The organism is Lottiidibacillus patelloidae (assembly GCF_002262935.1).
In the GTDB taxonomy this organism is placed as follows: Bacteria; Bacillota; Bacilli; order Bacillales; family SA5d-4; genus Lottiidibacillus; species Lottiidibacillus patelloidae.
Window position 1 is genome coordinate 48,882 of record NZ_NPIA01000004.1, and the last position, 24,907, is coordinate 73,788.

Here is a 24,907-nt window from a genome sequence, read left to right on the forward strand (position 1 = left end):
AATTCTAATGGAGAAGATATAAAATGGATAGAATGACAGATGATTAAAAAAAACTGTTAAATAGTTTAATGGAGCTTCAGCAAGACTTTCAAGAAAGAGAAGAAAAACTAGAGAAAAAAACTTGGAAGAAGCACAAGAGTGAACCCACCTTAATAGAAGCTTTAAGCGTATTAACGAAAAAAGAACTAGATAAAATTCGTAAAAGTTATGAATTTACAGGAATAAGCACATTAAAAAAAGCAGATTTAGCTAACGAGCTTGCTAAATCTATTCCGGCTAATTTGGAACGCATTTTATATAAACTGGATGAAGAAAGATATTATCTTCTGAAGAATATCGTTAAAAACGGTGGATCAATTGAAGACAAAGGTAATTTAACTCTTCCTAAAATTATTTGGTTGGTGGAGAATAGCATCGTATTTCCAAGTGAAATAAACAATGAAAAGAATTTAGTTATGCCAAAAGAAATTGTGAATCGTTTCAATGAATTAGATGGGCTGGAACTATTTAAAGTAGTTAAACGAAATACAGAATGGATAAATTTGATTCATGGAATGCTGTACTATTATGGAATTATGAAAACAAGTTTGATAATAGAGAAATTAAGAGAATACACAGGAGAAGAGATTGAGTTATTAAAATTCTTTAAAGTACTACATTCATCGTTAGATTACTACTTAAGAATATTCTATAAAGGTTCTTTCTTAGTTGATGAAAGAGTTAGTGATTTTCTAGAATTAAAAGAAGCACAAGATGCTCGGGACGTAATTCCTTATTACCCTTTCACCAAGCAACAATTACTAAACGCTAGCAAAGAGGATTACTTCGATTTAACTCCTGAAATACGTGAATTTAGACAGTACTTAATACATCATTATGAATTTGAAAAAGAAGAGTTAGATGAAATTTGTCTAGATTTAACAGATATGATTAATATCAGTATGGATGTGTCTACAATCATTCAGGAAATTGTAAGTCAAATGGAAATACCATCTATGGACGTTTTGAATGACATAACAGGAAAAATTATCAAGGTAAATAATACGACACGAATGTGGATGTTAAAAGGACACAAACCGAGTGAAATTAAACGACCTACCAATAATCATCCGGCAAATGTAATGAATTTTGATAAAAGTGCCCCGAATGTTATGAGTATGGATAAACATTCTGCAAGTGTAATGAGTAAATAAAAATTCATCTAATGTCATTAACATGGATAGCTATTCCAAAGTTAGACGGAACGACCCTTGTCCGTGTGGCAGTAACAAAAAATATAAAAAATGTTGCGGGAAAAAGTAGCGATAATATTGCATAGGAATCACTGTGAAAGCCATTGTCAAAATAGAACTAGAAAAAAATATTTCATTACAAGTGGAGATCATTTATGATAAATGGTCTTCTTTTTTTATGATTAGAAGAATAGAGGTATTCTTTTGTATTTGTTGAATAGTAAATAAAAGGAAAAAATAACCTACTATTAAGGGCATAAGAAAAGTTGTGGATTTTATTGACACGAAAGCATTTCATAAAAATATATGTATGACAGAAGTATTGAATAACATAAAAGTGGGCTGTTATTTTTTAAACGCCAGAATGGAATTCGAATTTATTAATAAAGCAGCTGAATCAGTAATTGAAAAACCAAAAGCAGAACTATTAGGGAAATGTCTTTGGGATGCCTTGCCTAATTATGTAGATACAGATCTTTATCATCTATACAATAAAGCGTTTGAAGAACAGGAACTGTAATCTTTTGAAGTAACGACATTATATACCAAACGTCTTGTCGAAGTGAAAGTCTTTCCTAATAAAGATGGATTATTATGTATTTTCAGTGATATTACTAATATTAGAGAAAAGGAAAAAGAAGAAAGATATTATGATAAGCTAAAAATCATTGGTGAAATGGCGGCAGGAGTGGCACATGAAGTTAGGAATCCGCTAACCACTGTTAAAGGCTTTTTACAAATTATGTCCAAGGATAAAAGCTTAGTAAACTATAATACGCATGTCAGATTGATGATTGAGGAAATCGACCGTGTAAATAACATCATTGCTGAGTTTTTAAATTTATCTAAAAACAAAGCGAGGAACGTAACAGAATCTTCCATGAACCAAATTATAACTTCCATATATCCTTTACTTGAAACACGAGCCCTAAAGGAAGGGAAAATATTAAAATTAGAATTAGGAAACATAGTAAATATTTGTGTCGATCAAGATGAGATACGACAACTTTTACTTATTATGATCAATAATTCTTTAGATGCAATGGAAGCGGGGAAGTCAGTATTAGTTAAAACATACAAAGAAAAAGATGCCGTTGTCCTATGTATTAAGGATGAAGGTAGTGGCATTCCAGAAAACTTAATCGATGACATACCAACCCCTTTTGTGACAGGTAAAGAGAGTGGAACTGGCTTAGGTTTATCGATTTGTTATTCCATTGCACGAAAAAATAACGCTAAAATAGATTTTGATACAAGCGCTAATGGCACTACATTTAACATTCGGTTTTCAAACTAATTAATTATACAAAAGCCATCTGCCAGCAGGAGGTGGCTTTTGTGCTCAGCCAATTAGCTGTTAATGTTTAACCTTTTAGGATTAATTGCGGTGAACCGTATCACAAATAGTGGTAAAACAGCGAGTGGAATTGGAAATCAACAGAGAATGGTTGGAGAAATTTTAAACGTTACTTTTCTGTAAGAATAATATAACAGGGAAATACACAGGTATTTCCCTGTTACTTCTCTTTTTATTTTAATTTGTACCAGAATAGAGTTTATCTTTTAGAATTGTTGTAGCAATTTCTGCACAATCATTACAATAATTCTTACTGGCTGCAAAGGTTACAATGAAAGATGTAGTGGCTGAAATACCTTGACCAATTAGTGGTATTCTCTTTCCAATCTGCTTTAGAGTTGTTTTGACTGCCTGTTTCTCAAGTTGGTCTTTAGCAACTTTTTGAAGTAATTTAGTGATTGCTGTCTTAGTAGAATATTTTAAGACATTATTTGCGATAGAAAGTAACCTTTCATTATATAAAGGTTTATTATCTTCAATTATTTCTTTACTTAAACCAAAAGACTTTCTTATACGATCAAAAATTCCTTTAAGTATAGAGAGATCCACAGTGATATCAACCAATGGAATAGGGTTTATTCCATTTGCAGCAGCAAGTGATGAGCCTAAATAAATAAACTTATAGCATGATTTTTTCTTTTTTTCTAAAAAATCCTCAGAATATGCTTTTGCATCTAATGAAAATTTTATCTGTTTAACGCTACTTAAATTTTCATAAATCGCTTGGGTTAAATCATCTAGTCCCTCTTCAGTTCGACAACTAGTAAAGTATACTTTTACATTTTTTCCCACCTGTTCTCTAACATCGTTTGTAACACTTTCCTTTAGTTGCTCTATTGTTTTCCCTTTTTCAAACATACTGTCTACTGAATTTCTGACAAAAATGCACTTTTTATTTTCTTTATGAAGTCTCCTGAAAAATTCTGTATCTTCTTGTTTAAATTTACCTGAAAATACACAAATAAAGATATCATAACTAAGCACATCAAATCTTTCAAAAAAAGATTCGGCAGGAAAATTTTTAGTGCCATAACCCGGTAAGTCGGTTAGGATCAAATCTTCCCATTTATATGGATCTTCACTTATTGTAGTATCAGTTTCTTGAGATACTCTTGCTACATCTTCACCAATTAGCGCATTAATTAATGATGATTTTCCAGAGCCCGGTTGTCCGAATAACGCTATTCTAACCTGTGTTTGATTTAACTTTTCTAACTCTTCTTTTATTGCGTCGATTGATTCATAGATATTATTATCGTCCAAAAAAAAACCTCCCATTTCCCCACCAATATTAGTATTTTCTTCCTAATTCTAATACACCATTATATGGGAGGTTAAGTAATGTGATTAGGAAATTTAATAAAAAACTAGTAGGATACGTATAAGAAAGTGTGAACCCGCTGCGTGAATAATCGGCCCATTTATCATTTATCTCTTACTATTAAGACGTAAAAACAAGGTGGTTAAATTCCGTAAGAAAGTGTTCAAAGGGACTTGATGTTTCTACTTTATACGAAAGGACATCCACTTGGTTTAAAAAATCCTTTAGGGCTAGTACAATTTGGTTTATTTACTCCGACATATTATCTCCTTAGCATATTAGAATTGATAAAATAATCACTTTTGTGGACTAATAACTAAATTCCAGCATGCTCATAACTTGCTGATACATTATCTTGGTCCCTATTACTAGGCATTACTCTTCTAGGTAGCATTATATGCTCCTCTTTAGTTACAGTGGCTGTCCATAAATATTGTTTAATAATATTTCTAACAAACTTCTCAGTAAGAACGCCGTCCCTTGCTTTCTGTTCGCAAATGTCTTGTATGTATTTCTTTCAATTCTTCTAATGCTCTTTTAAAATTGAAAATAGTCTCTTATGGTTTACTATATAATATAAATGTAATAATCGGAAAGAAAAGTAGAAAAGGGTGAATACTACATGATTTCAAGCGAAGACTTTTTTGAAAGAGTTAGAGGAATGGTGATCTATTCATGGGAAATATTTTCCAAAAAAGTAGGAAGTGGTTTAATAAAAATTAACAAGGAAGCGTCTATGCAATTAAAGTATTCATATATTTTGCAACAATTTATACCAATAGTTATCTTTGATGAAGGGGAAAAAGTAGAGGTAGAGTTGGAGTCAACATGCTTTTTAAATGGGAAGTATAGAGAAGTCGATATTTTAATAAAGGCAACTAATTCTGAGTTAGTAACATATACAATTGCAATTGAATTAAAATGTTATAAAGAGTTTGCCTCGTCAGGAAGACCAAGAGGTGCACATGATATTTTTATGAAAGATGTTTATTTCGATTTGTACTTACTTGAAGAGTATTGTAATCATAATATTGCTGATTTAGGAATTAGTTTAGTTATGTCGAATTACAGAACATCAGTAAATCCAATAAATAGAAGTGCAAAGTGTTGGGTATATGATATATCGGACGGTACTACTGTGACTGCTGGGACAAATTTCTGTACCCCAATTGGGGGATATGATATTGATTTTACTCTAAACAAAAATTATACTTTTTCATGGAGTTCATATGGTGACTATTGGTTTACGAAACTAATTGGTAATTAGTTTATTTGATAGAACGAGAATACTTGAAATTAACAGTGAATAGGAATAAAAATACAAGATAATAAGAGTTAGAAGATGAAAAGGATAAGGGATGATCACAAGTGGAAAATATGATTTTGACCAAACTACAAAAAGAATAGGAGAATTGATAAAGACCAAACACTAAGGTTTGGTCTAAGGTTGAATTATATATAGAAAAATCAGCGCTTAAATGGCCCTAGAATGCAATTTAAATGCAACCATAGGGGTTTTGCTAGTAAAGATATTTAAGGCATTATATGAGTAATATAACTCATTAAAACCATTTTGTTAAATCTCCATCACTATTATGTCGTTTACTTTTAGTTAAACCATTTCTAAGGTAATTATCCAGCAGTAAAAAGGAACGTCCTATTTCATTGAGGTCTAATGTTAATTGATAGGAGGCTAACTCCCCAGAGTGAATAATATATGGTCTAATTTTAGGCTGTCGCTCTTTCCATTCCTCATAGTCACCAAAAACAATGTAATTACCATCTTCCTTGTCCCAAACAGCATTGTCTATAAGGAATTCATCTTCATCGTATTCCTCATAAAATTCTTCATCTATGGAAATATTAGCCCAAGGGAACAATTCAGGAAATAAATTCTCATAACTAGTATAAGGAAAGAAGACCATTGGCCAACTTTGGACTATCTTTTCATATCCAGTATTCTCCTCAACTACTTTCAAATTTATTGATCCTCGTCCTGAAGTCTTATTAATCCATTCATCTGATGTTAAAATCACGCGGTTTCCATTCAGTAATTCTTCCATCCATGCTCTTGCCAAGACTAATAAATTTAAGCGTCTTTCATAATCAGTAGTATTTTCAGCGATATTCTTTAAATAGTGCAAGGCTGTTTTATCGAGTATTTGTTTTTGGGGGACAATTACTTTCCAACTGGATTCGGAAATTAACTCAACAGTATCTACATTGATTTGTTCCCAATAGCATGTTTGACTATCTAAATCACAAAGAACTAAGACAACCGGTAAAGAGTGGTTTGTCCAGTAATTGTAATGTTCCATTTTACCTCTGAATATAAAACCTGTGCTGTTTTCCTCTTTTAAGTAACTGCTGCCTGCTTTTATTTGTATTGCAATGAGTCTGCCGGTTACAAACTCATCATCATCTACTACTTCCATATGACCATCAATTCCGTAATCTTGTGTTGGCTGTTCCCTAAAAATCCAGCCTAGTTCCTCCATAACTGCTCTCTCAACTAAGTTTACACCCATACTCCCCTTATTATGATCGAACTTTGGAAAAGACATAGTTACCTCCGTACACGTAATTTAATAATAAAATTATATCATTTTATCTTTTGTACTAAGTCATTTTTTAGTAATAGTTCAGTATAAAAAAGTTTATGTCGCTTTAAGTTGATAATATAATCTAAATAATAAAATTAAAACGATGCGATGAACCGCATTACAAATATTGGTGAAGTAGAGAGTTGAAGTAATTTTGGATAATAAGTATTAAAAAGGCTAATTTAAATTGTGGAGACTGTTCGTATTTAGACGGTCTTTTTTAATTTACGGGACAAGATAATTTACATTTGTATATCCTTATTTATTGGGCTGAAATTCGCAAAATCAAGGCCAATTATTACTAATAGAGTATTGAAGGGATCAAAAATAGTCATAAAGGAGAACGTCGAAATTGAATTAAATTCTGGCTAAATGATATAAGTTAATAGGGCAGTAACATTTATACCAAGATCCAAAAACAGTAGATCATTTTCTACAATTTTATAATAAATTATTGTTAATAAGAAATTAAATAAGGAACCAAGAATGAATGGATAATTCCACAAAGATTTATATAAATTACCACTATATTCTAAATTTTGTATAAATTATTAAAAATTAACTGTTATAATAATTTTAATAAATAATATAGGTGGTGTATTATGACTTCTACAAAAAGCCTACAAGATGAATTTATAAAAAAATTAGAAAATGTAGAGAAACTTTTCTCAGAGTTAACTATTAATCCAGCCGTGTTAGGAATCGATTTCAGTAGCCCTGAAAGTTCTTTTGATATTATATGGTGTTTAAAATTAAAAGATATGAATGCAATTGGGTCAACTAGCACTCAAAGTCAAAAACATATACATATGGGAAAAGGTATGGCAGATGCTTTCCCATATTTAAACAATTACATTTATTTAGAAGATGAATTAAATTCTCATTCTGATTTTAAAAGAAAGTTTCAACTTAATGTTCCTTTGATAATACCTAAAAATCACTATGAAGATTTAGTGGGAAAACCCCATAAAAATACTAATGAGTTTATAAATGCAACTACAAATATAGTTATGAGTCCTAAGGGTTTAGAGATGTCACTTATGAGATACGATTCGCCTGAGTTCTTAGAAATAAGAAAACAATTAAATGAAGGTGATTATTTAATTTTTTTGAAGAAGTACCAAAAGTATGAGTATGTTGTATTAGGATTAAAGGAAAAACAATCAAAAATTCCAGATGAAATTCAAGGTGTGAAAATTTATCCTCAATCTTATACTGAAATTACTAAAGAAATTTTAGAACCTGCCTTTGAATACCAAGAAATTTTAGATTTTGTCACCCAATATCCAAACTCAATATATTATGGTGCACCCGGAACAGGAAAATCATATAAGGTTGATCAAATTTGCAGTAGTCTTGCAATAAAACAGGATAATCTTTTTAGAGTAACATTTCATCCTGAGTATGATTACTCTGATTTTATTGGTAGTTATAAACCAGCCGTTATAAAAGGGAAAACTTCAATTAGAAGAGGCCGTAGTAGGGAAAAAAGTCAAAATAATATTACATATGAATTTATTCCGGGCCCTTTTATAGATGCATACGTAAAGGCACATAAAGATAAAGAGAATATAACAATCCTAGTAATTGAAGAAATAAACAGAGGTAATTGCAGTTCTATTTTTGGTGATATATTTCAATTATTAGATAGAGGCCATAATGGACATTCAAAGTATCCAATTAAGGCGAATAAAGAACTTAAAGATTATCTCGCTGATCGTCTAGGTGAAAGTCACTTTGAATTGGTAATACCGAATAATTTAATAATATTAGCAACAATGAATACTTCTGACCAATCACTTTTCCCAATGGATTCAGCATTTAAAAGAAGATGGAACTGGCAATATGTACCCATTGACTATAAAGATGCAGATAAATTTAACATTAAGATTAATGGGAAAATATATTCATGGGGAACATTTATTAAAAAGGTTAATGAGAAAGTCACACAAATTACTGAGAGTGATGATAAACAATTGGGTAACAGGTTTGTAAACACCTCCAATATGGATATTGATGAAGATATATTTATTAATAAAGTATTATTTTACTTATGGAATGATATTTATAAAAATGAAGATACAACAGACTCAAGGTACATATTTAAGTATGTTGAAGAACACTCACACGATGAAAAGACATTTAGGTTCAATGATTTATATACAGAAGATAGATTTAAAATTATTAGGGGATTCTTCCTATATAATAATATTCTTGATAGATTTGCAGAGTATAAAGAGGTATTTATAAACTCAAGTGACGAACAAGAAATAGAAAAAATAATCAGCAGCGGGTATTTAATCCCTAACTCTTTATTTAATATAGAAGACAAATATAAAAAAGAAATTATTAATAAAATTATTGAAAATAAGGAGAAAGGTGGGTTAAGTACAGAAGAAGATATCAATAAATTTATTAAATCTATTTATTGTGACTATTTGAGTGAACAATTATATAAATTGCAAACTAAAGAAGAATTAAGTGAAATATTGACTAATTTCCTTCAATATGATTTATGCGATGATATAAGTGAAATAAATTCTAATGAAATAGAAAAAATAGCAGAAGCAATAGAAAGTAATAAAATAGAAAAAGATGATGATAAAGATATTGTAGGAATACAGGATATTATTTCTTACCTTTATCCTGAACAAGATGAAAGTAAAGAAGATAGTGAAGAAGATAATGATCTATCTGACAATAGTGAGGAAGAAACACCTGCTAATATTGAAGAAGAAGATCCAAGCGAGAAAGAAGAATCTTCAGATGTAGAAGGGGATCAAAAGTAGGGGAATAATATGAAATTTCTATTTGAAGGACAAAAGTTTAATTTGGATGAGAGTTTTATTAAAGAAGAAATTAGTAGGCTCACTGATGAAAATACGGGGAAAATAAACAAAGTGGGCTATTTTAAAAATAGGGAAAATGATATTTATATTATTTTCCCTAAAAGTTTTAGTAATGACAAGGAATTTATAAGTAATCAATTATCGCACGATAAACAAGGCAAGGCCATCCTCTTATACAAAACCCTTAGAAGATATGCAAGTATAAATCAAAATGCTTCTAATGAAATAATTAGTAATATAAAAGAAGAACATAATACTTTCTTAGATATAATACTATCCATAATAAAATTTCATAATCAGCACCCGCATATGTATTTAACTACAAAGGTAATTGAGAAAAACAGGGGGAAAAGGGTACTTTGGAGTAAAACAATAAAAAAAAGTAATCCAATTATCAATAAAAAGGATATTTTGTATATAGATGCTCTTAAGCAGAATAATAAATTAGTAAACGAAGACATACTTTTTACGCTATTTTACTCAGTATTATATTCAATTAAAAAGAAGTTTAACTTTGCCATATCCTTGAGTGAAGGGCTGCCAATACTAAAAGGTCACCAGTTTAATAAGTTAGAAAAAAAGGCGTTAAAGATACTAAATACGATAAAACATAATTATTACTCTGATAACCAAAGAAGAATAGTGCAACTATTAATTTTTTATTTTCAGATAGAAGAGAATTCAAGGTCTAAAGAAGGTAGCCATGAGTACTTACTCACCTCCTCATTTAATTTACTGTTTGAAAAAATAGTAGATGAGATAATATCTGATAAAGAAAGCGTTCTAAATTTAAAAAAACAGATTGACAATAAGGAATTAGACCATGTGTATTATGACCAATCCTTTTTTTCTAAAAGGAATACAATATTTGTAGGGGATTCTAAGTATTATATAGGTGAGTCTATTGGAACAATGGATAGTTCATCAAAATATAAACAATACAATTATATCAAAAACGTAATTGATATTTTTGTGTTAAAAAAAGCCTCAAAATATTTTAAAAAAAACAACATAATTTTAAGAGATGAAACCTTTGAATGGTATGAACTTTTACCTAATTTCTTTGTGTTTTCAACTACAGAAAAGAACTCAAAGTTAAATAATTTAAACCAATTCTTCTGGAAAACAGATGAAAAACCTATAGAAAAAACTCATTTTCAGAATAGGATATTCGACCGAGACTCACAGTATATATTCTCTTTTAAATTAAACTTGGATTATGCAATGAAGATATTCACACAGAACGTAAGTTCTCACCAGAAAAAGGAATTTAGACACATCATAAGAGAAAGTATTAAAAAATTTTTACAAGAAAAATATGACTTTTATATCGTTGTCGATAAGTTAAAATTCCCAAATATATTAAATAGCAATTTTAAGACATTCAATGGCAAGTTTATAACTACGGATAAATCAGATTATATAATTGTCTTAGATAAAGAATTACATAAAGATAGTGAGAAGATATTAAAGATATTAAGGGATCATAAATGTGATTTAAATAATTTTAAGTTAATTTGACAAGAGGGGGTAGGTATACTACTCCCTAATTTAATAATGTTCTCTTTAAATCTTTTATAATCTCCCATTCTCCCTCTTGTGTATATAATTTATTATTAAGATTTACAGTACAAACTTGGAGTTTAGATGGTTCATCCTCATAGAAATGATATATGTCGGCCACTTCTTGAATATATTTTGGATAAAGTAACACGATTTTAGGTTTATTGTATTTATGATAATACCCAAACATTTGATATAAGTCTTTATCACTAACTCCTTTTCTTGGTTTCCCCAAATTTAATCTTTTATATTTTGTATCAATAATCAATTCAATAACTTTCTTATTTTCAATAGATATATCAGGCTGAAGGTTAAAGCACCCATTGTTATACTCGTCAAAAATAAGGTGTTTACTTCTTTTTTGTGTTTGTACTGTGCTGTTGTTATTAAAGATTTCAGGTGCGTATTCTTTTAACAATTCAGAAATGTAATCTTGATAAACAGTATTCATGTCGATATTAAATACAAATACATTATTCTCCCCATTACCTCTAAAATTGACAGATTGACTGAAAAAATAAAACTTGGCAAAGTTTAATAATTTTTCGTATTCACCCAGTAATCTGTCATATTTAACTTTATTAAAAGAAGTTTCAGAAACAGATATATCACTAACATTAGACAGGGTTTGTAAAATATTTTTAGCAATAATTCTATTCTGTTGCCATTGTGTAGTATTTAACATTTCTTTTACTACAAATTTGAAAATTTGATTAACTAGGTTGTCATCTGTGTAATTATCATATTCGTTGTAAATTTTTGTGTTTATAGGATTTCTTACAATGTTTTTACTAACTAATATCTTTCCTTTTATATAATTAGAATTTTCTTCTTCTCTTACATATGTTCTATAAAGTCCTTTGAATAATTTTAAGGATAATCCGTCCAGAAAAAGATTAATTAAGAAATCAAGTACATCGCCTCTAGAAACATTAAATTGGTTATAATCTATGTTATTGGTTGGAACCTTTAATGCTTTATTGATCATATAGTATAAATTCTTATAAATTTCAGTCTTGGTGCTACCATCCATGTTATCGTTTTCATGTTTAAATATTTTAGGTAATATCTCAATTGTTGCTTCATCAATCTTTATTATTCCTACAAAATTTTTAATATATATTCCTTCTAAATCTGTTCTTAATAGGTGAGAGTATTTTTCACTGATTAAATTATTAAGTTTCTTTAAACTTTCATAACTAGATTTTTCATTGCTTTGATTAGGGAAAATATCATGATAAGATATATGAGAATATTCATAAGTTGTTATAACTTTCATCTGTATCAACCCTTAGTGGCAATTTCTTTTATAATATCTAATAATTCCTGACAAGATATTTCATAGTTGATAGAGAAAGATAAGTTTTGTCCCTCATCAATTACTAGTTTACCTAATAGAGGTGTGATTTCACTTGGATTAGTATAAAAATACTCTTGTAGCAATGGTAATATTTGATAAATCCAAATATACTTTATGTCATTTGGAAGTTCACTTTCAGGTTGATCTAATAACCTAAAGAAGTAACTGTGACCAATCATATGCTCTCGATCAATAGTATTTTTTATTTTATTATTTATTACTTTAATTGCACTAATAGTAGTTAATATTAGTTCATTTGTAGTATTTAACAATGTAAAATCAGGTGTAATTTCATAAAAAGTAAATCTTCTTCTTAAGGCAATATCGATTAAGGCAATTGATCTATCAGAAGTATTCATTGTACCAATAATATAAAGGTTTTTTGGTACAGAAAAGGAACTATTGGAGTAAGGCAACTGTACTGTTGTTTCTTCATGTTCTCCTGCTCTTTTTGATTTTTCAATAAGTGTTATTAGTTCTCCAAAAATTTTAGATATATTTCCACGATTTATTTCATCAATTATTAATCCATATTTAAGGTTAGGATTTTCTTTAGCCTTTTTACATAATTTTAGAAATGCACCATCTTGTACAAGATACTGTAATTGACCCGTTTGGTCATTTACTTTCGCTGTAATACCTTCAATAAACTGTTCATATGCAAATGATTGATGGAATGTAATCATTTCAGAATAATCAAATACGTCTTTTAATTGGTTGGTGTAATAAGTTTTACCAGTTCCGGGAGGTCCATATAATATTAAGTTTGGATTTTTATCAAGAAGTTCTATTATTTGACTTGTTTTTTTACTTTGATATAAACTCTTTTTTTCCTTTATTCTAGGTGATAATCCGTCTGTAACTTCTACATGAGTCGGATAGACCTTTTTACTTACCGTTAACCCTTTAAAGGAATCTAACTGATACTTTGATTCATCGTTTTCCTTGATACCTAAAACAAGGTATTTTAATTTTTTTCTATATTTCAGGAAAATTATATAGTCACCGGTATACAACAGTTTCCTAAAATCAACAAATTCCATTGAATCTTCTTCAATATATGATATTTCTACTTGTTGAGAATTATCTCCTCTTCTACTCCTAGCAGTTGTAGTATAGCAATTAACTTTTTTACTATCTTCTATTGTTCTTCCTTCAAGGTAGTTTATGTTATTAGATATAATAATGATTGGTAACTCAAGAATATATCTTCTTTTAAAGGAATTAATTTTGTCTTGTTTCTCTAGATAGTTGAAGTTATGTAAATAGGGAAAAATGTCCATTTCGCTTGCTGTTAATGCAATATGAGTTTGGTTTGTAGAAGTGTTATGTGTAATTGTATTGGAAGTCGCAAGTTTTTTTACAAGCATGGCGTCAAAAGTATCATTTAGATTTTCAATATTTAGATTAAGGTCCTTGCTATTAAGTTTTTGATCTTTGATTATTTCTTTAATAGATTCCATTGTTTCATCAAAAATAGGCATTATTTTCACTCCTTTAAGACTTTAAGTAAAGGATATCACAAATAATGGAAACTAGTAATTAGAAATATAGAATGCTATTTATACCCTGATAAAAACATGATATAATTAATTTTAATACGAACAAACGATCTATGGGAGGATAGAGAGAGATGGGGAAGAAAGTAGGACGACCCTCTGGTAGGAAAAAGACTAGTAAAATTGAAATATTATTAGAACCAGTAACAAAAGAGAAATTTATGGAATACTTACGGGAGGAAGGTAAGTGTGCATCAACAGAAATTGGTTACTGGATTAGAGACTATATTAGAGAGTATGAAACTAGTTTGGATAATAGATTTGATGGAGGGAAATAAGAATGCTTAATGTTGTTTCATTATTCAGTGGTTGTGGTGGATTGGATTATGGTTTTATGAAAGCGGGATTTAACGTGGTATGGGCAAACGATGTTGATAAATTTGCTGTGCAAACTTATAGGGAGAATTTTGGAAACCATATAGTTTTAGATGATATTCAAGACATTGATATTGAATCTATACCAGACCCAGATATATTATTAGCCGGATTTCCTTGTCAGCCCTTTAGTATGATGGGTAGTGAGTTAGGTTTTAATGACGCAAGAGGAACTTTGTTCTTTCATATAGCCAAAATTATAAATGCTAAAAAACCTGAAATTATAGTATTAGAAAATGTTAGAACACTTAGGACTCATGATGGCGGGAAAACTTATAAGGTAATAATGAATATATTAGAAAATGAACTAGGATATAAAGTGTTTGATACAGTATTAAATAGTGCAGACTTTGGTGTCCCACAGAAAAGAAATCGAACGTTTATTGTAGGGTTTAGAGACCACACCTTTGAATACGAATTTCCACAAACAATTGAATTAGACAAAACTATGCAAGATTTGTTAGAGAAAGATGTTCCACAAAAATATTTCTTATCTGAGAGGATATTAAAAACAATTCTATCACATGGCACAAAAAACTACAGAGCAACTCCAGAAATAGATTTAAAAGTTGCAAGACCATTATGTGCTACAATGGCTAAGATGCATCGTGCTAGTCAAGATAATTATGTAACTGATAATGGTAAAGTAAGAAGACTAACACCAAGGGAGTGTGCAAGACTTCAAGGTTTTCCTGAGGATTTCAAAATTGTAGTATCCGACACTCAAGCATATAAACAATTTGGCAATGCAGTTACAGTAAATGTTTCTTATTACGTTGCAGTTAGTATATTGCAGGCCATTATAAGACAAGAAAACAAGAAAGATAATGAGGTGCAAGAAGTTGCAACCACTTAAAGATTTATTAAGAAAAGAAAGAAAAGAGTATATTACATTATTAAATGAAATTCAGTCTTTGCTGTCATTAGAATTTACTAATATAAATGTAAAAGAACAGTTGGTTATAGAAGATTTATATAAATATGTTTATAAACGAATTGGTATTATAACAAGTGATAACAGTGAACATGAAATTGTACAACTAAAAGAATTTATTAATCAAAATATGGAATACGATTATAATGATTTTATCAACTCTATTATTGAATTGACAAAGCATTATTGCTTTGAAGAATCTCCACTTTGTAACGAATGTCCTATACAAAATTATTGTGAAAAGTACAGAACTGACAAGATAGAAGAACAGAAAAAGAGTAATAACCCTTTGTTAATTGATTTATTTTGTGGTTCGGGTGGAATGTCCTTAGGATTTAAACAAGTTGGATTTAATATTGCATTAGCAAATGATATTGAGAAGTGTTGTATAGATACTTATACCCATAATCATCCCGAAGTTCCTAGAGAAAATGTAGTATTAGATGATATTAAAGAATTATTAACGTATGCAAATGGTTTACTCCCAAATAAAGAAATCGATTTAATTATTGGGGGACCGCCTTGCCAAGGGTTCAGCAATGCTAATCGCCAAAGGGTAATTGATGATCCAAGGAATAAATTGTACAAGCATTTTGTCGAATTTGTTAACATAATAAAACCAAACTTTTTTGTTATGGAAAATGTTAGGGGTATGAAAAACATATCTGAACAAGTAATTGAGGATTTTGAGGAGTTAGGTTATAACGTACATTGTGAAGTATTAAATGCTGCGGATTTTGGAGTTCCTCAGAATAGAGAAAGAATAATCTTTATTGGAAATTTGATGGGGATTGATAGTAAAGGAATATTTGAGGAAATTCACCATAGAAACAAAAGAATAAATAAATATGTCTTAAGAGATGCACTATATAATTTGAGAGAACTTAAGGCACTAACAATTAAGAATTCTACAGAGGTTGATTCAGAAGAATCTGGAAGAAAAATCGATATGAATCAAAAGTATAAACAAGAAAATGATTACATTAGTATTATTAATAATGGGAAGAGTTCAAAATTTATTTATAATCACAAGGCTCGTTACAATAATGATAGGGATATTGAAATTTTTAGAAGACTTGATCAAGGAGATAAGTCTGATGACCCTAAAATTGCAGACATAATGCCTTATAAAAATAGAAATCACATTTTTAAGGATAAGTACTTTAAACTTCAGAATGATAAGTACTCCAAAACAATTACTGCTCATATGAAGTTTGACTGTAATATGTATATACACCCAACCCAAGCAAGAGGCTTAACTCCAAGAGAGGCTGCAAGGATCCAATCATATCCGGATAGTTATTTCTTTAAGGGACCTTATACAAAAACATATATGCAAGTTGGAAATTCTGTCCCTCCATTAATGGGTAGAGGAATTGGAGTAATACTAAAAGAATATATAGATTTGTATAAAAAGAACAATGAAAGTAAGGAAGAGCCTAAAATAGGAGTGTAAAAAGTGATTTGTGAATGTGGAGGTATATTTTTCGTAGAAAAAGTTCATGAAGTAGATGATAGTTTAGACAGAAAAGGTAATACATTATCAAATAGATTATGTGATGTGAAATGCATAAAATGTGGTTCTTATAGATATTATCAACCATATGATCTTGGTAAACAAATTAACTTAGTCCCAAAAAGCACCGAGAAGTAGAGATCTCGGTGCTTTTTACTGTTCTATATATAAGTTTTCAAGGGCATATTGTTTATCATATAATGTAGGGGCTGAGTATCTTAGTATCATGTCAGCATTAGCATGCCCACTTAATGCCTGAACAACACTTATATCTTCACCACTTCTAATTAAGTTTGTTATAAATGTGTGACGAAGTGCATGAACATTAAATCCATATTTCTCTAATAAGTGCTGAACAGATCTAGCACTTATTCTCTTCCCTCGATTAGAAAGAAATAATGCTATTTCACTGTCAGTCCGTTCTTCTAAATACCTTGTTATCGTCCTTCTTGCTTCGCTATTTAAGGGAATATCACGTTCCCTATTTCCCTTACCAATTATTTTTGCATTTCCTTTTCGATTACTTATTTCAATTGAAGTTATATTTAAAGAGACCAATTCATACAATCTTATTCCAGTATTAGAAAGCAACGTAACAATGGCGATATCTCTTTTGTTGCCAGTCCTATCGACTTCGCGTAGAAGACGATTAAGTTCATTCCTATTCAATGCTTTTGGTGCTTCATTTCGGAAGTCCTTTACTTTAATAATATTAATATCTTCGATTGTTTCTTCTTTTCCTGCCCATCTACTGTACTTCTTGATTGCATTCCATATTTTATTAATTGTTGCTGCACTTTTATCTCTACTGGCTAAATAGTTTAAATATTGTTGGACATCGGTTCTAGCATATTCTTGTAGATTTGTTCCAGCACCATCTAACCATTCTTCAAATTTTAGAATAGCATGTTCATAGGTTTTAACTGTGGTATTTGATTTACCTCTTAATCCATTCTCAAGAAATTGTTGTAACATGGTACACTTTTCACCCCTTAATTAGTGATAAATAATTCTACGCAATCATTTTCCTTTGTTATTTACGATAATATAGTGTCAATTCAATAAAATCTAGCCTTGTAATTGCATAGAATACAAATTCTACGCAAAAATTCTACGAAGTAGAAAACTTTTATACTAAGTTGCATTTCTTTTGTTTTGATTACTTATATTTCTTACATTTTTCACAAGGAATTCTTATGCCCTTATTAAATTCAGTTTATTTTTTTGTAAATATCCAAAAATGCAGTTTAACGGGAGTTTGTAAATAGGTTCCCACGTCAAGTGTTGTATTTTCTATATGAAGTGATGAACCAAAAGTTTCTTTAATAAAGGCGTCAATAGTATTTAATGCATTTGGGTTGTTTTTATTAAATTCAGTAATTTGTTTGTAGTGATTTTTTAAAGAGTACCATTTTGGATCGAAACCTAAAGGAAAATCTATTAAAACTAAAATTTCAAAATAAGAAATACGATCATCAATTAATGTAAATTTATCCATTCGTTCGATGTCAGCAAAAATGTAATTATTACTTTTCAAAGTAGTATTTGTTAGTTGATATATTACTTCACATTTAAATTCAATCAGGGTAGTTAATGGGAAAATAGGGTTATTTTTAGGGCGTTTTTCCGGATATTCAAATAAGGCAAGGTCAATTGCTTGAGTTGAACTTAATTCATGAATGAAACATAAATTTCTTAACTCAGGAGGAAGATTTTTTAATTTCTCTTTTTCTTGGGCTCTTAATTCTTTTAATTCTCGCTTTTTGCTATTCAAGATTTTTAAGTCAATGTTTAATTTTTTGCAAAATACTTCAAAATGAATTCTTGGGATTCCCCAAGGTTCAGAAATTTGCCACTCTCTAATCGGAAATACTCTTGTGTTTCCTTGAGAGAATTGGTCAGAAAAGTATAAAGAAAGTTTATCTCTAAATAAATATTCACTCTTACTTTGGAAAGACAATTGTGCTAATTCATTAGGTAAAGAATATGTAGGGATGGAGTTAATAGCATCTTTAATATGTTGCATAGTTAACAAAATTAATCACTCCTTTTCTTTAATGAGAATTATTAAGTAACAGTTTATAAGTGATATTCTCTTCAACTAAACTAGTAATCATTCTATCAATGTAAATTATATTATACATAACAGGAAAAAATTACTAAAGGAAACATATTCTTAATAAAGTTTGAGTGTAATTTATTAGAAAGTAGTTTCAATAGCAATAAATTGCTAGATTATATTTCACACTAAGAAAACATTTAATAATTTGTTATTAATATGTTGAAAAATACTGACGCTAAAAATTTGAGATCAATAAATAAGTAACATATAATCATTTTAATCCACTGGTAAAAACCAGAAATTTAAGGAGGTTGTTAAACAAGAGGAAAAGTTGAGAGTCAAAATGTAGCATAATAATGTAGTAGTGACTCTCCTGCAAAGGAGGGATAAAATGTTTAACGAAAAATGTAGTTTGAATAACTTAAAGGACTTCAAGGTGAAAGTAAGTTTAGATGTAAGTGGGCTAGAGGCTAAACCACAAGGTGAAAGTGAGATTATCAGAATAAATAATCGTATAGCCAAATACCCTAAGGAAATTAAAGTTTGTGAATTAGCCGAGAAAATCATCACTCCTAGTGCGAGAAGTTTTTGTCCAGCAGTATTTACCAATGGCAGTAGGAAAAATGCAAATTGGCAGAGTCAACAAATATTCGCTCTGGATATTGATGAAGGCTTAAAGGTGTCAGAAGCACTGCAAAGATGTGAAAGGTATAATATTAACCCTATTATTGTATATGCAACTTTCAGGCATACTGAAAGACATCAAAAATTTAGATTGCTCTTTCTATTAAATGAAGAATTAACAGATATTCGAGCAAGAGATTATGTGCAAAAATCATTAATGTACTTGTTTCCAGAAGCAGATAGTAATACATCAGATGCTTCCCGGTTATTATTTGGAGGAAAAGAAATACTGTTTTATGATTACAAAAATTATATAAGTGTACCAAGTATAAATGAAGCGATTACAATTAAATTAAAAAATAGTAGCAATTCTACTAGAAATACTAGAAACTATTGTGCAATGGTAGGAATAAATATTATTAATGGAGTTCCGGATATTAAAATCATTAACGATAATGAAGAGATCGAAGATAATGAAAATACCTTTGTATCAATGAAAAAAAGTCGAGCAAGACCTATTAATAATAATAGGAGTTGCTCACAAATTATTCATGATTACTCTTACATTATTAATTTTTCACATAATGTTAACTTAATTCGGGAAAGTAATGAGCAAATTGGTAAATTTAATATCGAAAGTTTTAAAACAAATCGAGCAAATAAGGTTAGAAATTTTCCATTTAAACAACTTCATAGTAAATGTAGGCTATACCGTGAAGCGTTATCTGGCGAACATTGGTTATATCATCGTGAAATGTTTGGTATAATGAATAACCTTTTACATATTCGAGGTGGAGAGGCAAAAGTTAAGCAAATACTTACTAGTCGTCCAGAATATAAAAGCAAAATCAGTGATTGGAATATCATGAGCAATCAAATCATAAAGGCACAATATGCTCCTTCTCGGTGTAGTAACTTTTGTCCTTTCGCAAATGAATGTGAACATGGTACTAACCTGATAGACCAAGGCAAATTATGTAGAGGAAGTGTAAAAAGGTTTAAAAGGCATGAATCAAAAAAATTGGAAGAAAGCGAGTTAGAATTAAAAAGGATTTTCACAAATGCTACAACGTCAGATGACTTAATCACAATAATAAAGGCACCAACTGGAATAGGAAAAACGGATTTATATATAAATGCTGCTAAGGATACTCCAATGACAATTGCTTTACCAACTCATAGGTTAAAAGAAGAAGTATCAGCACGATTGGAACAACAAAACATTTTCCACTGCAAAGTTCCAAATTTACATGACTTTGAATTGTCACCTGTTATTGAGCAACAAGTAAATCAATTATACAATGTTGGTGCATACAAGTCTGTTCAAAAAATTCTGGAGGAAAATAAACATAATGATAATAGCATCTATACTTACCTTAACGAGTTAGAACATTTTAATAATGAAAAAAGTAATGTTAAATTAACAACTCATCAGCGATGTCTATATACAAATGTAGAAAAAGAAAGGTTACTTATCATAGATGAAGATATAATCCCTAACGTGTTACCAATATCTAGTGTAAGTTTTGAAGATATTATAAAATCAATCACAAAAATACTATGCATCAGTAATGAAGAAAATCTTAATGAAATTGAGGAATTTAGAAATGCTTTGTACGAGTTACATGAAAATGTAGTCTATGACTTACCAAGAAACAATTTTAGAAGAATATTTAATAATATAGATAAAGACATAATAAGTGAACTGAATTTAAATTCAGATATTGTTGGTCTTTTCGATTGTAAGCACTTTATTAAAGTTAAAAACAACGGTAGTAATTATAATCTTGTATTTATAAAAAAAAATACCTTGCCTAAAAATAAGATAATCATACTAAGCGCAACAATCAATGAAACAATTGCCAAAATGGTATTTGGAAATAAAATAAAGTTTTATGATTTAGGTTCAGTAGAACAGCAAGGTGAAATTATTCAAATACCAATAAAAAGTTATAGTAGGTTCCAGTTAACTAATAATAACAACCTTAGTTTGGAAGCGATCAATTTGAGAGAAAAATATAATCCAAATAGTAAGGTAATTACATATAAAGGGTTCTTTAATGATCTGCAAAACTCAGATAATGTTAATTTTGGAAATACAGAAGGGATAGACACATTAAGAGGTGAAAATCTAACAATTATAGGTACTCCTCATATAAACTCACTTTGTTACCGTCTAATCTCAAGTGCTTTAGGCTTTAATTCAGACAATGACGAAATGACTTATCATAAAATAAGTAGGAACGGATTTGAGTTTTATTTTAATACATATAAAAATAATGAGACCTTGAAAGAAATTCAGTTATACTTTATTGAGTCAGGCTTATTACAAGCCATAGGGAGAGCAAGAACCTTGAGAGAAAGTGCAAAGGTGTTGGTTCTTAGCAACTATCCTATTAAGGAGGCGAAACTATTAAATCTATCTTATCAAAAATTAATTAGAATTAATAATGAGTGTCTTGAATAACAACTTAATATGGAGGTTAAGTTCATGTCAAAAGTTAAAGGTATTTAGAGATCCCGACAAAGCGGTATTAGTTGTCGGGATCTTTTAATTTAATTATCTAATTCAATATTATTGAGAATTGTAAAAATTATTATTACTTTGTTTTAACAGTTGTTTATTTTTTTTAGCCTCTTCTTTATACTGCTCTTTCTTGGATAGTGGGACTAATTTATACTGAATTATATCATTCTTAAGTATAATGAAATCTTTATTTCTTTCTAGTTCAAAAATAATAGTTTCATCATTCCCTGACATATGAAGGTATTTCTCATTATGGATTTGATAAGTATATGGATAATCGCCATGTACTACATTTTCAATATATGGAGAACCACCACTTAATAAAATTTCACCGGATTCTTTAATATTAACTTCTGATTCTATGGTCCACATTAAGGCGAAAGCACGTGCCTTCATCACTTTAACATATATTTTATTTTTCTCTTCGGTCTTCATTTCTTGTATTTGTAAATTAACAGTGTACCATTCTCCTTCTAATGTACTAAGGTCTATTTTGTTACTTGTTGTTGAGGTGTTATTATTACCTACTGTTAAGGTACTATCATTACTGGAACAAGAAATTAAAAAAGTAACTAATAAAATAGGTAAAAAAGTATTAAAAACAATATTTTTCTTCAATGCTTACACACTCCCTTTTTTACTAAATATACCATATTTATTTAAATATTGTATATTTTGTATATTCTTCTTTTTTCGTAAGTAAGATTTAAAAGAGGTTTCTTAATACAATTGACCTTGTAAAAACTGTCTTTGGTGAAAAAGCATTTAGACGCTTTATTTCAGGCGATATTGATGATGTAAATGGAAAGTGGGCAACTAGTAGGATTAATATGGCTTTATTTGATATTCAAATGTGTGGTTTTGTAAATTATGATAAACATCAAATTATTTCAAGAGCTGACGAAATAAGAGAAAACTTAATAGCATTAATGACAGGAAATGAAGAATTTATTAATTCTATTGAAATTAAAACAAGTGATAAAACTGTACTAGCTAAGAGGTTTAAAATTTGGTATAAAACCTTAGAGGATGTGGTTGGAGCGCCTGTAAGTGTAGTTAGAACATTTTCTTACAATATTAAAAAGCAGCTATTTGAAAAGGATCCAACCTGTAAATTATGTAAGCAACAAATTCAAACTATAGATGATGCTGAAGTTGATCACATTACACCTTACTCTGAGGGGGGTAAAACAGAAATTATTAATGCTCAGTTAACTCATAGGTATTGTAATAGAAAAAAGAGTAATAAAGTCTATTAATGTCGAATAGTATAAAGGACCTAATTTTAGATTTTATCTATTATGATTGAAAAATCACAAATGAAATTATTGATAATGGAAAATTGTTCGTTTTCCAGATTGGCTAACTAAAACAACAGGTAAGCTGGGTTTTAAAAAGCATTGCGCAGTGTGATATGGGTAAATTATAAGACAAAGAATAAAGAGTTGTTTGATAAAGCATAAAGTAATGTTGAGATGTATTAATAGATTTGCTTATAAAAATTGATATGGCGCTAAACTAACAAGAAACTAACATCTATGTATATAGTTGATTAGTTTCTTTTTTTCTTTTTAAATTTTTAAAATTCCAAAAAATTATTATGTACCTAAGAGGGTTAAGAAATATTAAATTAACAATAATTTCAAATCGGGAGGCGGTTCAGCTGAGTATATTTACAGAGGAGATTTATAAGAACGACATTAAAAATTATTTATTGGAACTCCTAAATAATAATAGACAACCATCTGGTACGGAATTGCTTGAAGAAATAGAGAATTTTTTTGGATGGGAGATTAGATGGGCATTATGTAATATCATTGAAGAGATTTTACAGAATGATAATATCCAAGGTATAAAGAAAAACTATTTAATTGAATTGATAGACAAAAATAGTGATTATAGTGTAGTTTCTGCTCTGGGTGACAAGTCTATAAACACCAATAGTGTTAAATCAACATTAGATTATTTACTTGAGAAAGGACAACATTATCGAAAATCTGATGAATTCATAGAAATGATAGATTTTATGGGTAAGTTTCGTCGTTATTCGCCTTACAATAACATGTTAGTGAAAATCCAAAATCCTCATTGTTCATTTTACGCAACAAAACATGATTGGGAGAATCGTTTTAAGAGAAATTTAAAAGAAGACGCAAAACCAATGTTAATATTAGCACCTATGCACCCAGTAATGCTAGTTTACGATCTTGATGCTACAGAGGGAGAAGAGTTACCAAAAGAGATTACTGATTTTGGTAAATTTCAAGGAGAATGGCGCCCCTCTTTACTACAAAACCTAATGGATAATGCAAATAAGTATTTAATAAGGATAGGATACAAGAAACATAGCAGCACAAGTGCTGGTTTCGCAGCTGTTGATAGAGAAAGTAAGTCCTTTAAGATGAGAATATCAATACATAAAGATCTTGATGAACCGAGTAGATTTGGGGTTCTATGTCATGAACTAGCTCATATTTTCCTAGGTCATCTTGGATCTGATACAGATCGCTGGTGGCCAAGTCGTCAGAACTTAAATCATCAATCTGTTGAAATAGAAGCTGAAGCAGTCGCCTATTTGGTTACTAAGCGTTTAGATTTAGAAGGTAGTAGTATTACTTATTTAGCTTCATATTTAACTGAAAAAAGTATACCGGACGGCATTTCAATAGATTATATTGGGAAAGTAGCTGGAAAAATTGAAGAAATGGCAAAGGGCAGAGTAGCGGCACCAAAAAGGAAAAAGTAACTAATTAATAATATATTAATATTTTTCATAAAAACTCTTATACATTGTTTCTTTAGAATATTAACAGATCAATTAAATTACTGATTATTCCATTTGAACATCACTACTTAGTATTCTAAATATTGTGTGCTATTAACAAGGCATTGGAAACAGTTCCAATGCCTTGTTTTTTTCCTCTTAAATAACCACGGTGAACATTATCGTAATTTCACTAAGAATGAATATTATAAATACTTCTTTATCATTATTACTATCTCCATCACTTCCCATGTTCTGTAG

The 24,907-nt window shown here is 29.6% G+C and carries 21 protein-coding genes; 14 read left to right on the plus strand and 7 right to left on the minus strand.

Annotation, left to right across the window (positions count from 1 at the left end; translation table 11 throughout):
* Positions 1 to 68: 68 nt before the first annotated feature.
* The 4 genes from CIB95_RS08845 (at position 69) to CIB95_RS08860 (ending at position 2,529) form a co-directional block, all read left to right on the plus strand.
* The gene (locus CIB95_RS08845) at positions 69 to 1,193 is read left to right on the plus strand and encodes a hypothetical protein (protein ID WP_094924330.1); all 1,125 of its coding nucleotides are present in this window, start codon (positions 69 to 71) and stop codon (positions 1,191 to 1,193) included.
* A 22-nt stretch (positions 1,194 to 1,215) separates the two neighbouring features.
* Positions 1,216 to 1,302, plus strand: coding sequence for an SEC-C metal-binding domain-containing protein (locus tag CIB95_RS08850; RefSeq protein WP_094924332.1), 87 nt, complete (start codon positions 1,216 to 1,218; stop codon positions 1,300 to 1,302).
* A 240-nt stretch (positions 1,303 to 1,542) separates the two neighbouring features.
* Positions 1,543 to 1,752, plus strand: a complete 210-nt coding sequence (locus tag CIB95_RS16440; RefSeq protein ID WP_269844985.1) for a PAS domain-containing protein — start codon at positions 1,543 to 1,545, stop codon at positions 1,750 to 1,752.
* 42 nt (positions 1,753 to 1,794) lie between these two features.
* Complete coding sequence (locus CIB95_RS08860) at positions 1,795 to 2,529, plus strand: two-component system sensor histidine kinase NtrB (protein WP_094924335.1); 735 nt, start codon at positions 1,795 to 1,797, stop codon at positions 2,527 to 2,529.
* Between the two features lie 237 nt (positions 2,530 to 2,766).
* On the opposite strand, the gene CIB95_RS08865 is transcribed toward CIB95_RS08860, so the two are convergent.
* Positions 2,767 to 3,852: a GTPase gene (locus CIB95_RS08865; RefSeq protein WP_158217593.1), complete on the minus strand. Its 1,086-nt coding sequence runs from the start codon at positions 3,850 to 3,852 to the stop codon at positions 2,767 to 2,769.
* A 680-nt stretch (positions 3,853 to 4,532) separates the two neighbouring features.
* Here CIB95_RS08865 and CIB95_RS08870 point away from each other — a divergent pair.
* Positions 4,533 to 5,177: a hypothetical protein gene (locus tag CIB95_RS08870; protein ID WP_094924338.1), complete on the plus strand. Its 645-nt coding sequence runs from the start codon at positions 4,533 to 4,535 to the stop codon at positions 5,175 to 5,177.
* 295 nt (positions 5,178 to 5,472) lie between these two features.
* Here the strand turns inward: CIB95_RS08870 and CIB95_RS08875 are convergent, their stop codons facing one another.
* Complete coding sequence (locus CIB95_RS08875; RefSeq protein WP_094924340.1) at positions 5,473 to 6,474, minus strand: DUF4365 domain-containing protein; 1,002 nt, start codon at positions 6,472 to 6,474, stop codon at positions 5,473 to 5,475.
* Positions 6,475 to 7,115: 641 nt separating this feature from the next.
* Between CIB95_RS08875 and CIB95_RS08880 the strand changes: the two genes are divergently transcribed.
* Both CIB95_RS08880 and CIB95_RS08885 read left to right on the plus strand, forming a co-directional pair.
* Positions 7,116 to 9,302 (plus strand): McrB family protein, encoded by a 2,187-nt coding sequence (locus CIB95_RS08880; RefSeq protein ID WP_094924341.1) that lies wholly within the window; start codon positions 7,116 to 7,118, stop codon positions 9,300 to 9,302.
* Positions 9,303 to 9,311: 9 nt separating this feature from the next.
* The gene (locus CIB95_RS08885) at positions 9,312 to 10,883 is read left to right on the plus strand and encodes an LlaJI family restriction endonuclease (protein ID WP_094924343.1); all 1,572 of its coding nucleotides are present in this window, start codon (positions 9,312 to 9,314) and stop codon (positions 10,881 to 10,883) included.
* 25 nt (positions 10,884 to 10,908) lie between these two features.
* Here the strand turns inward: CIB95_RS08885 and CIB95_RS08890 are convergent, their stop codons facing one another.
* Entirely contained in the window at positions 10,909 to 12,204 is a 1,296-nt protein-coding gene (locus CIB95_RS08890; RefSeq protein WP_094924344.1) for an McrC family protein, read from the minus strand.
* 5 nt (positions 12,205 to 12,209) lie between these two features.
* On the minus strand, positions 12,210 to 13,769 hold the full coding sequence (locus CIB95_RS08895; RefSeq protein ID WP_094924346.1) for an McrB family protein: 1,560 nt from the start codon (positions 13,767 to 13,769) through the stop codon (positions 12,210 to 12,212).
* 149 nt (positions 13,770 to 13,918) lie between these two features.
* Between CIB95_RS08895 and CIB95_RS08900 the strand changes: the two genes are divergently transcribed.
* Genes CIB95_RS08900 through CIB95_RS08915 form a run of 4 tightly spaced genes read left to right on the plus strand, consistent with a single transcriptional unit; the run spans position 13,919 to position 16,807 of the window.
* A complete protein-coding gene (locus CIB95_RS08900; RefSeq protein WP_094924347.1) occupies positions 13,919 to 14,122 on the plus strand; it encodes an antitoxin in 204 nt (67 codons plus the stop codon).
* Positions 14,123 to 14,124: 2 nt separating this feature from the next.
* A complete protein-coding gene (locus tag CIB95_RS08905) occupies positions 14,125 to 15,075 on the plus strand; it encodes a DNA cytosine methyltransferase (RefSeq protein WP_094924349.1) in 951 nt (316 codons plus the stop codon).
* Positions 15,062 to 16,609 (plus strand): DNA (cytosine-5-)-methyltransferase, encoded by a 1,548-nt coding sequence (dcm, locus tag CIB95_RS08910; protein WP_198949183.1) that lies wholly within the window; start codon positions 15,062 to 15,064, stop codon positions 16,607 to 16,609. The genes CIB95_RS08905 and dcm overlap by 14 nt, the downstream gene beginning before the upstream one ends.
* Before the next feature lie 3 nt (positions 16,610 to 16,612).
* On the plus strand, positions 16,613 to 16,807 hold the full coding sequence (locus CIB95_RS08915; protein ID WP_094924351.1) for a hypothetical protein: 195 nt from the start codon (positions 16,613 to 16,615) through the stop codon (positions 16,805 to 16,807).
* 15 nt (positions 16,808 to 16,822) lie between these two features.
* On the opposite strand, the gene CIB95_RS08920 is transcribed toward CIB95_RS08915, so the two are convergent.
* Together CIB95_RS08920 and CIB95_RS08925 are read right to left on the minus strand one after the other, a co-directional pair.
* Entirely contained in the window at positions 16,823 to 17,644 is an 822-nt protein-coding gene (locus tag CIB95_RS08920; protein ID WP_094924352.1) for a tyrosine-type recombinase/integrase, read from the minus strand.
* Positions 17,645 to 17,885: 241 nt separating this feature from the next.
* On the minus strand, positions 17,886 to 18,704 hold the full coding sequence (locus tag CIB95_RS08925) for a hypothetical protein (RefSeq protein WP_094924354.1): 819 nt from the start codon (positions 18,702 to 18,704) through the stop codon (positions 17,886 to 17,888).
* Positions 18,705 to 19,122: 418 nt separating this feature from the next.
* Between CIB95_RS08925 and CIB95_RS08930 the strand changes: the two genes are divergently transcribed.
* On the plus strand, positions 19,123 to 21,822 hold the full coding sequence (locus tag CIB95_RS08930) for a hypothetical protein (RefSeq protein WP_094924355.1): 2,700 nt from the start codon (positions 19,123 to 19,125) through the stop codon (positions 21,820 to 21,822).
* A 108-nt stretch (positions 21,823 to 21,930) separates the two neighbouring features.
* Here the strand turns inward: CIB95_RS08930 and CIB95_RS08935 are convergent, their stop codons facing one another.
* Positions 21,931 to 22,500 carry a hypothetical protein gene (locus CIB95_RS08935; RefSeq protein ID WP_094924357.1) on the minus strand — a complete coding sequence of 190 codons (570 nt, stop codon included), beginning with the start codon at positions 22,498 to 22,500 and terminating at the stop codon, positions 21,931 to 21,933.
* A 212-nt stretch (positions 22,501 to 22,712) separates the two neighbouring features.
* Here CIB95_RS08935 and CIB95_RS08940 point away from each other — a divergent pair, with 212 nt between their 5' ends.
* Positions 22,713 to 23,141 carry an HNH endonuclease gene (locus CIB95_RS08940; RefSeq protein ID WP_094924358.1) on the plus strand — a complete coding sequence of 143 codons (429 nt, stop codon included), beginning with the start codon at positions 22,713 to 22,715 and terminating at the stop codon, positions 23,139 to 23,141.
* A 341-nt stretch (positions 23,142 to 23,482) separates the two neighbouring features.
* Positions 23,483 to 24,628 (plus strand): ImmA/IrrE family metallo-endopeptidase, encoded by a 1,146-nt coding sequence (locus tag CIB95_RS08945; RefSeq protein ID WP_233144099.1) that lies wholly within the window; start codon positions 23,483 to 23,485, stop codon positions 24,626 to 24,628.
* The last annotated feature ends 279 nt before the right edge of the window (positions 24,629 to 24,907 follow it).

Bases quoted from the DNA above. Each gene is read 5' to 3' on its own strand.
- CIB95_RS08945 (WP_233144099.1), top strand. From the start codon at position 23,483: ATGTACCTAAGAGGGTTAAGAAATATTAAATTAACAATAATTTCAAAT.
- CIB95_RS08845 (WP_094924330.1), top strand. From the start codon at position 69: ATGGAGCTTCAGCAAGACTTTCAAGAAAGAGAAGAAAAACTAGAGAAA.
- CIB95_RS08920 (WP_094924352.1), bottom strand. From the start codon at position 17,644: ATGTTACAACAATTTCTTGAGAATGGATTAAGAGGTAAATCAAATACC.
- CIB95_RS08850 (WP_094924332.1), top strand. From the start codon at position 1,216: ATGGATAGCTATTCCAAAGTTAGACGGAACGACCCTTGTCCGTGTGGC.
- CIB95_RS08905 (WP_094924349.1), top strand. From the start codon at position 14,125: ATGCTTAATGTTGTTTCATTATTCAGTGGTTGTGGTGGATTGGATTAT.
- CIB95_RS16440 (WP_269844985.1), top strand. From the start codon at position 1,543: ATGACAGAAGTATTGAATAACATAAAAGTGGGCTGTTATTTTTTAAAC.
- CIB95_RS08875 (WP_094924340.1), bottom strand. From the start codon at position 6,474: ATGTCTTTTCCAAAGTTCGATCATAATAAGGGGAGTATGGGTGTAAAC.
- CIB95_RS08900 (WP_094924347.1), top strand. From the start codon at position 13,919: ATGGGGAAGAAAGTAGGACGACCCTCTGGTAGGAAAAAGACTAGTAAA.
- CIB95_RS08930 (WP_094924355.1), top strand. From the start codon at position 19,123: ATGTTTAACGAAAAATGTAGTTTGAATAACTTAAAGGACTTCAAGGTG.
- CIB95_RS08870 (WP_094924338.1), top strand. From the start codon at position 4,533: ATGATTTCAAGCGAAGACTTTTTTGAAAGAGTTAGAGGAATGGTGATC.
- CIB95_RS08890 (WP_094924344.1), bottom strand. From the start codon at position 12,204: ATGAAAGTTATAACAACTTATGAATATTCTCATATATCTTATCATGAT.
- CIB95_RS08940 (WP_094924358.1), top strand. From the start codon at position 22,713: ATGGCTTTATTTGATATTCAAATGTGTGGTTTTGTAAATTATGATAAA.
- CIB95_RS08885 (WP_094924343.1), top strand. From the start codon at position 9,312: ATGAAATTTCTATTTGAAGGACAAAAGTTTAATTTGGATGAGAGTTTT.
- CIB95_RS08880 (WP_094924341.1), top strand. From the start codon at position 7,116: ATGACTTCTACAAAAAGCCTACAAGATGAATTTATAAAAAAATTAGAA.
- CIB95_RS08895 (WP_094924346.1), bottom strand. From the start codon at position 13,769: ATGCCTATTTTTGATGAAACAATGGAATCTATTAAAGAAATAATCAAA.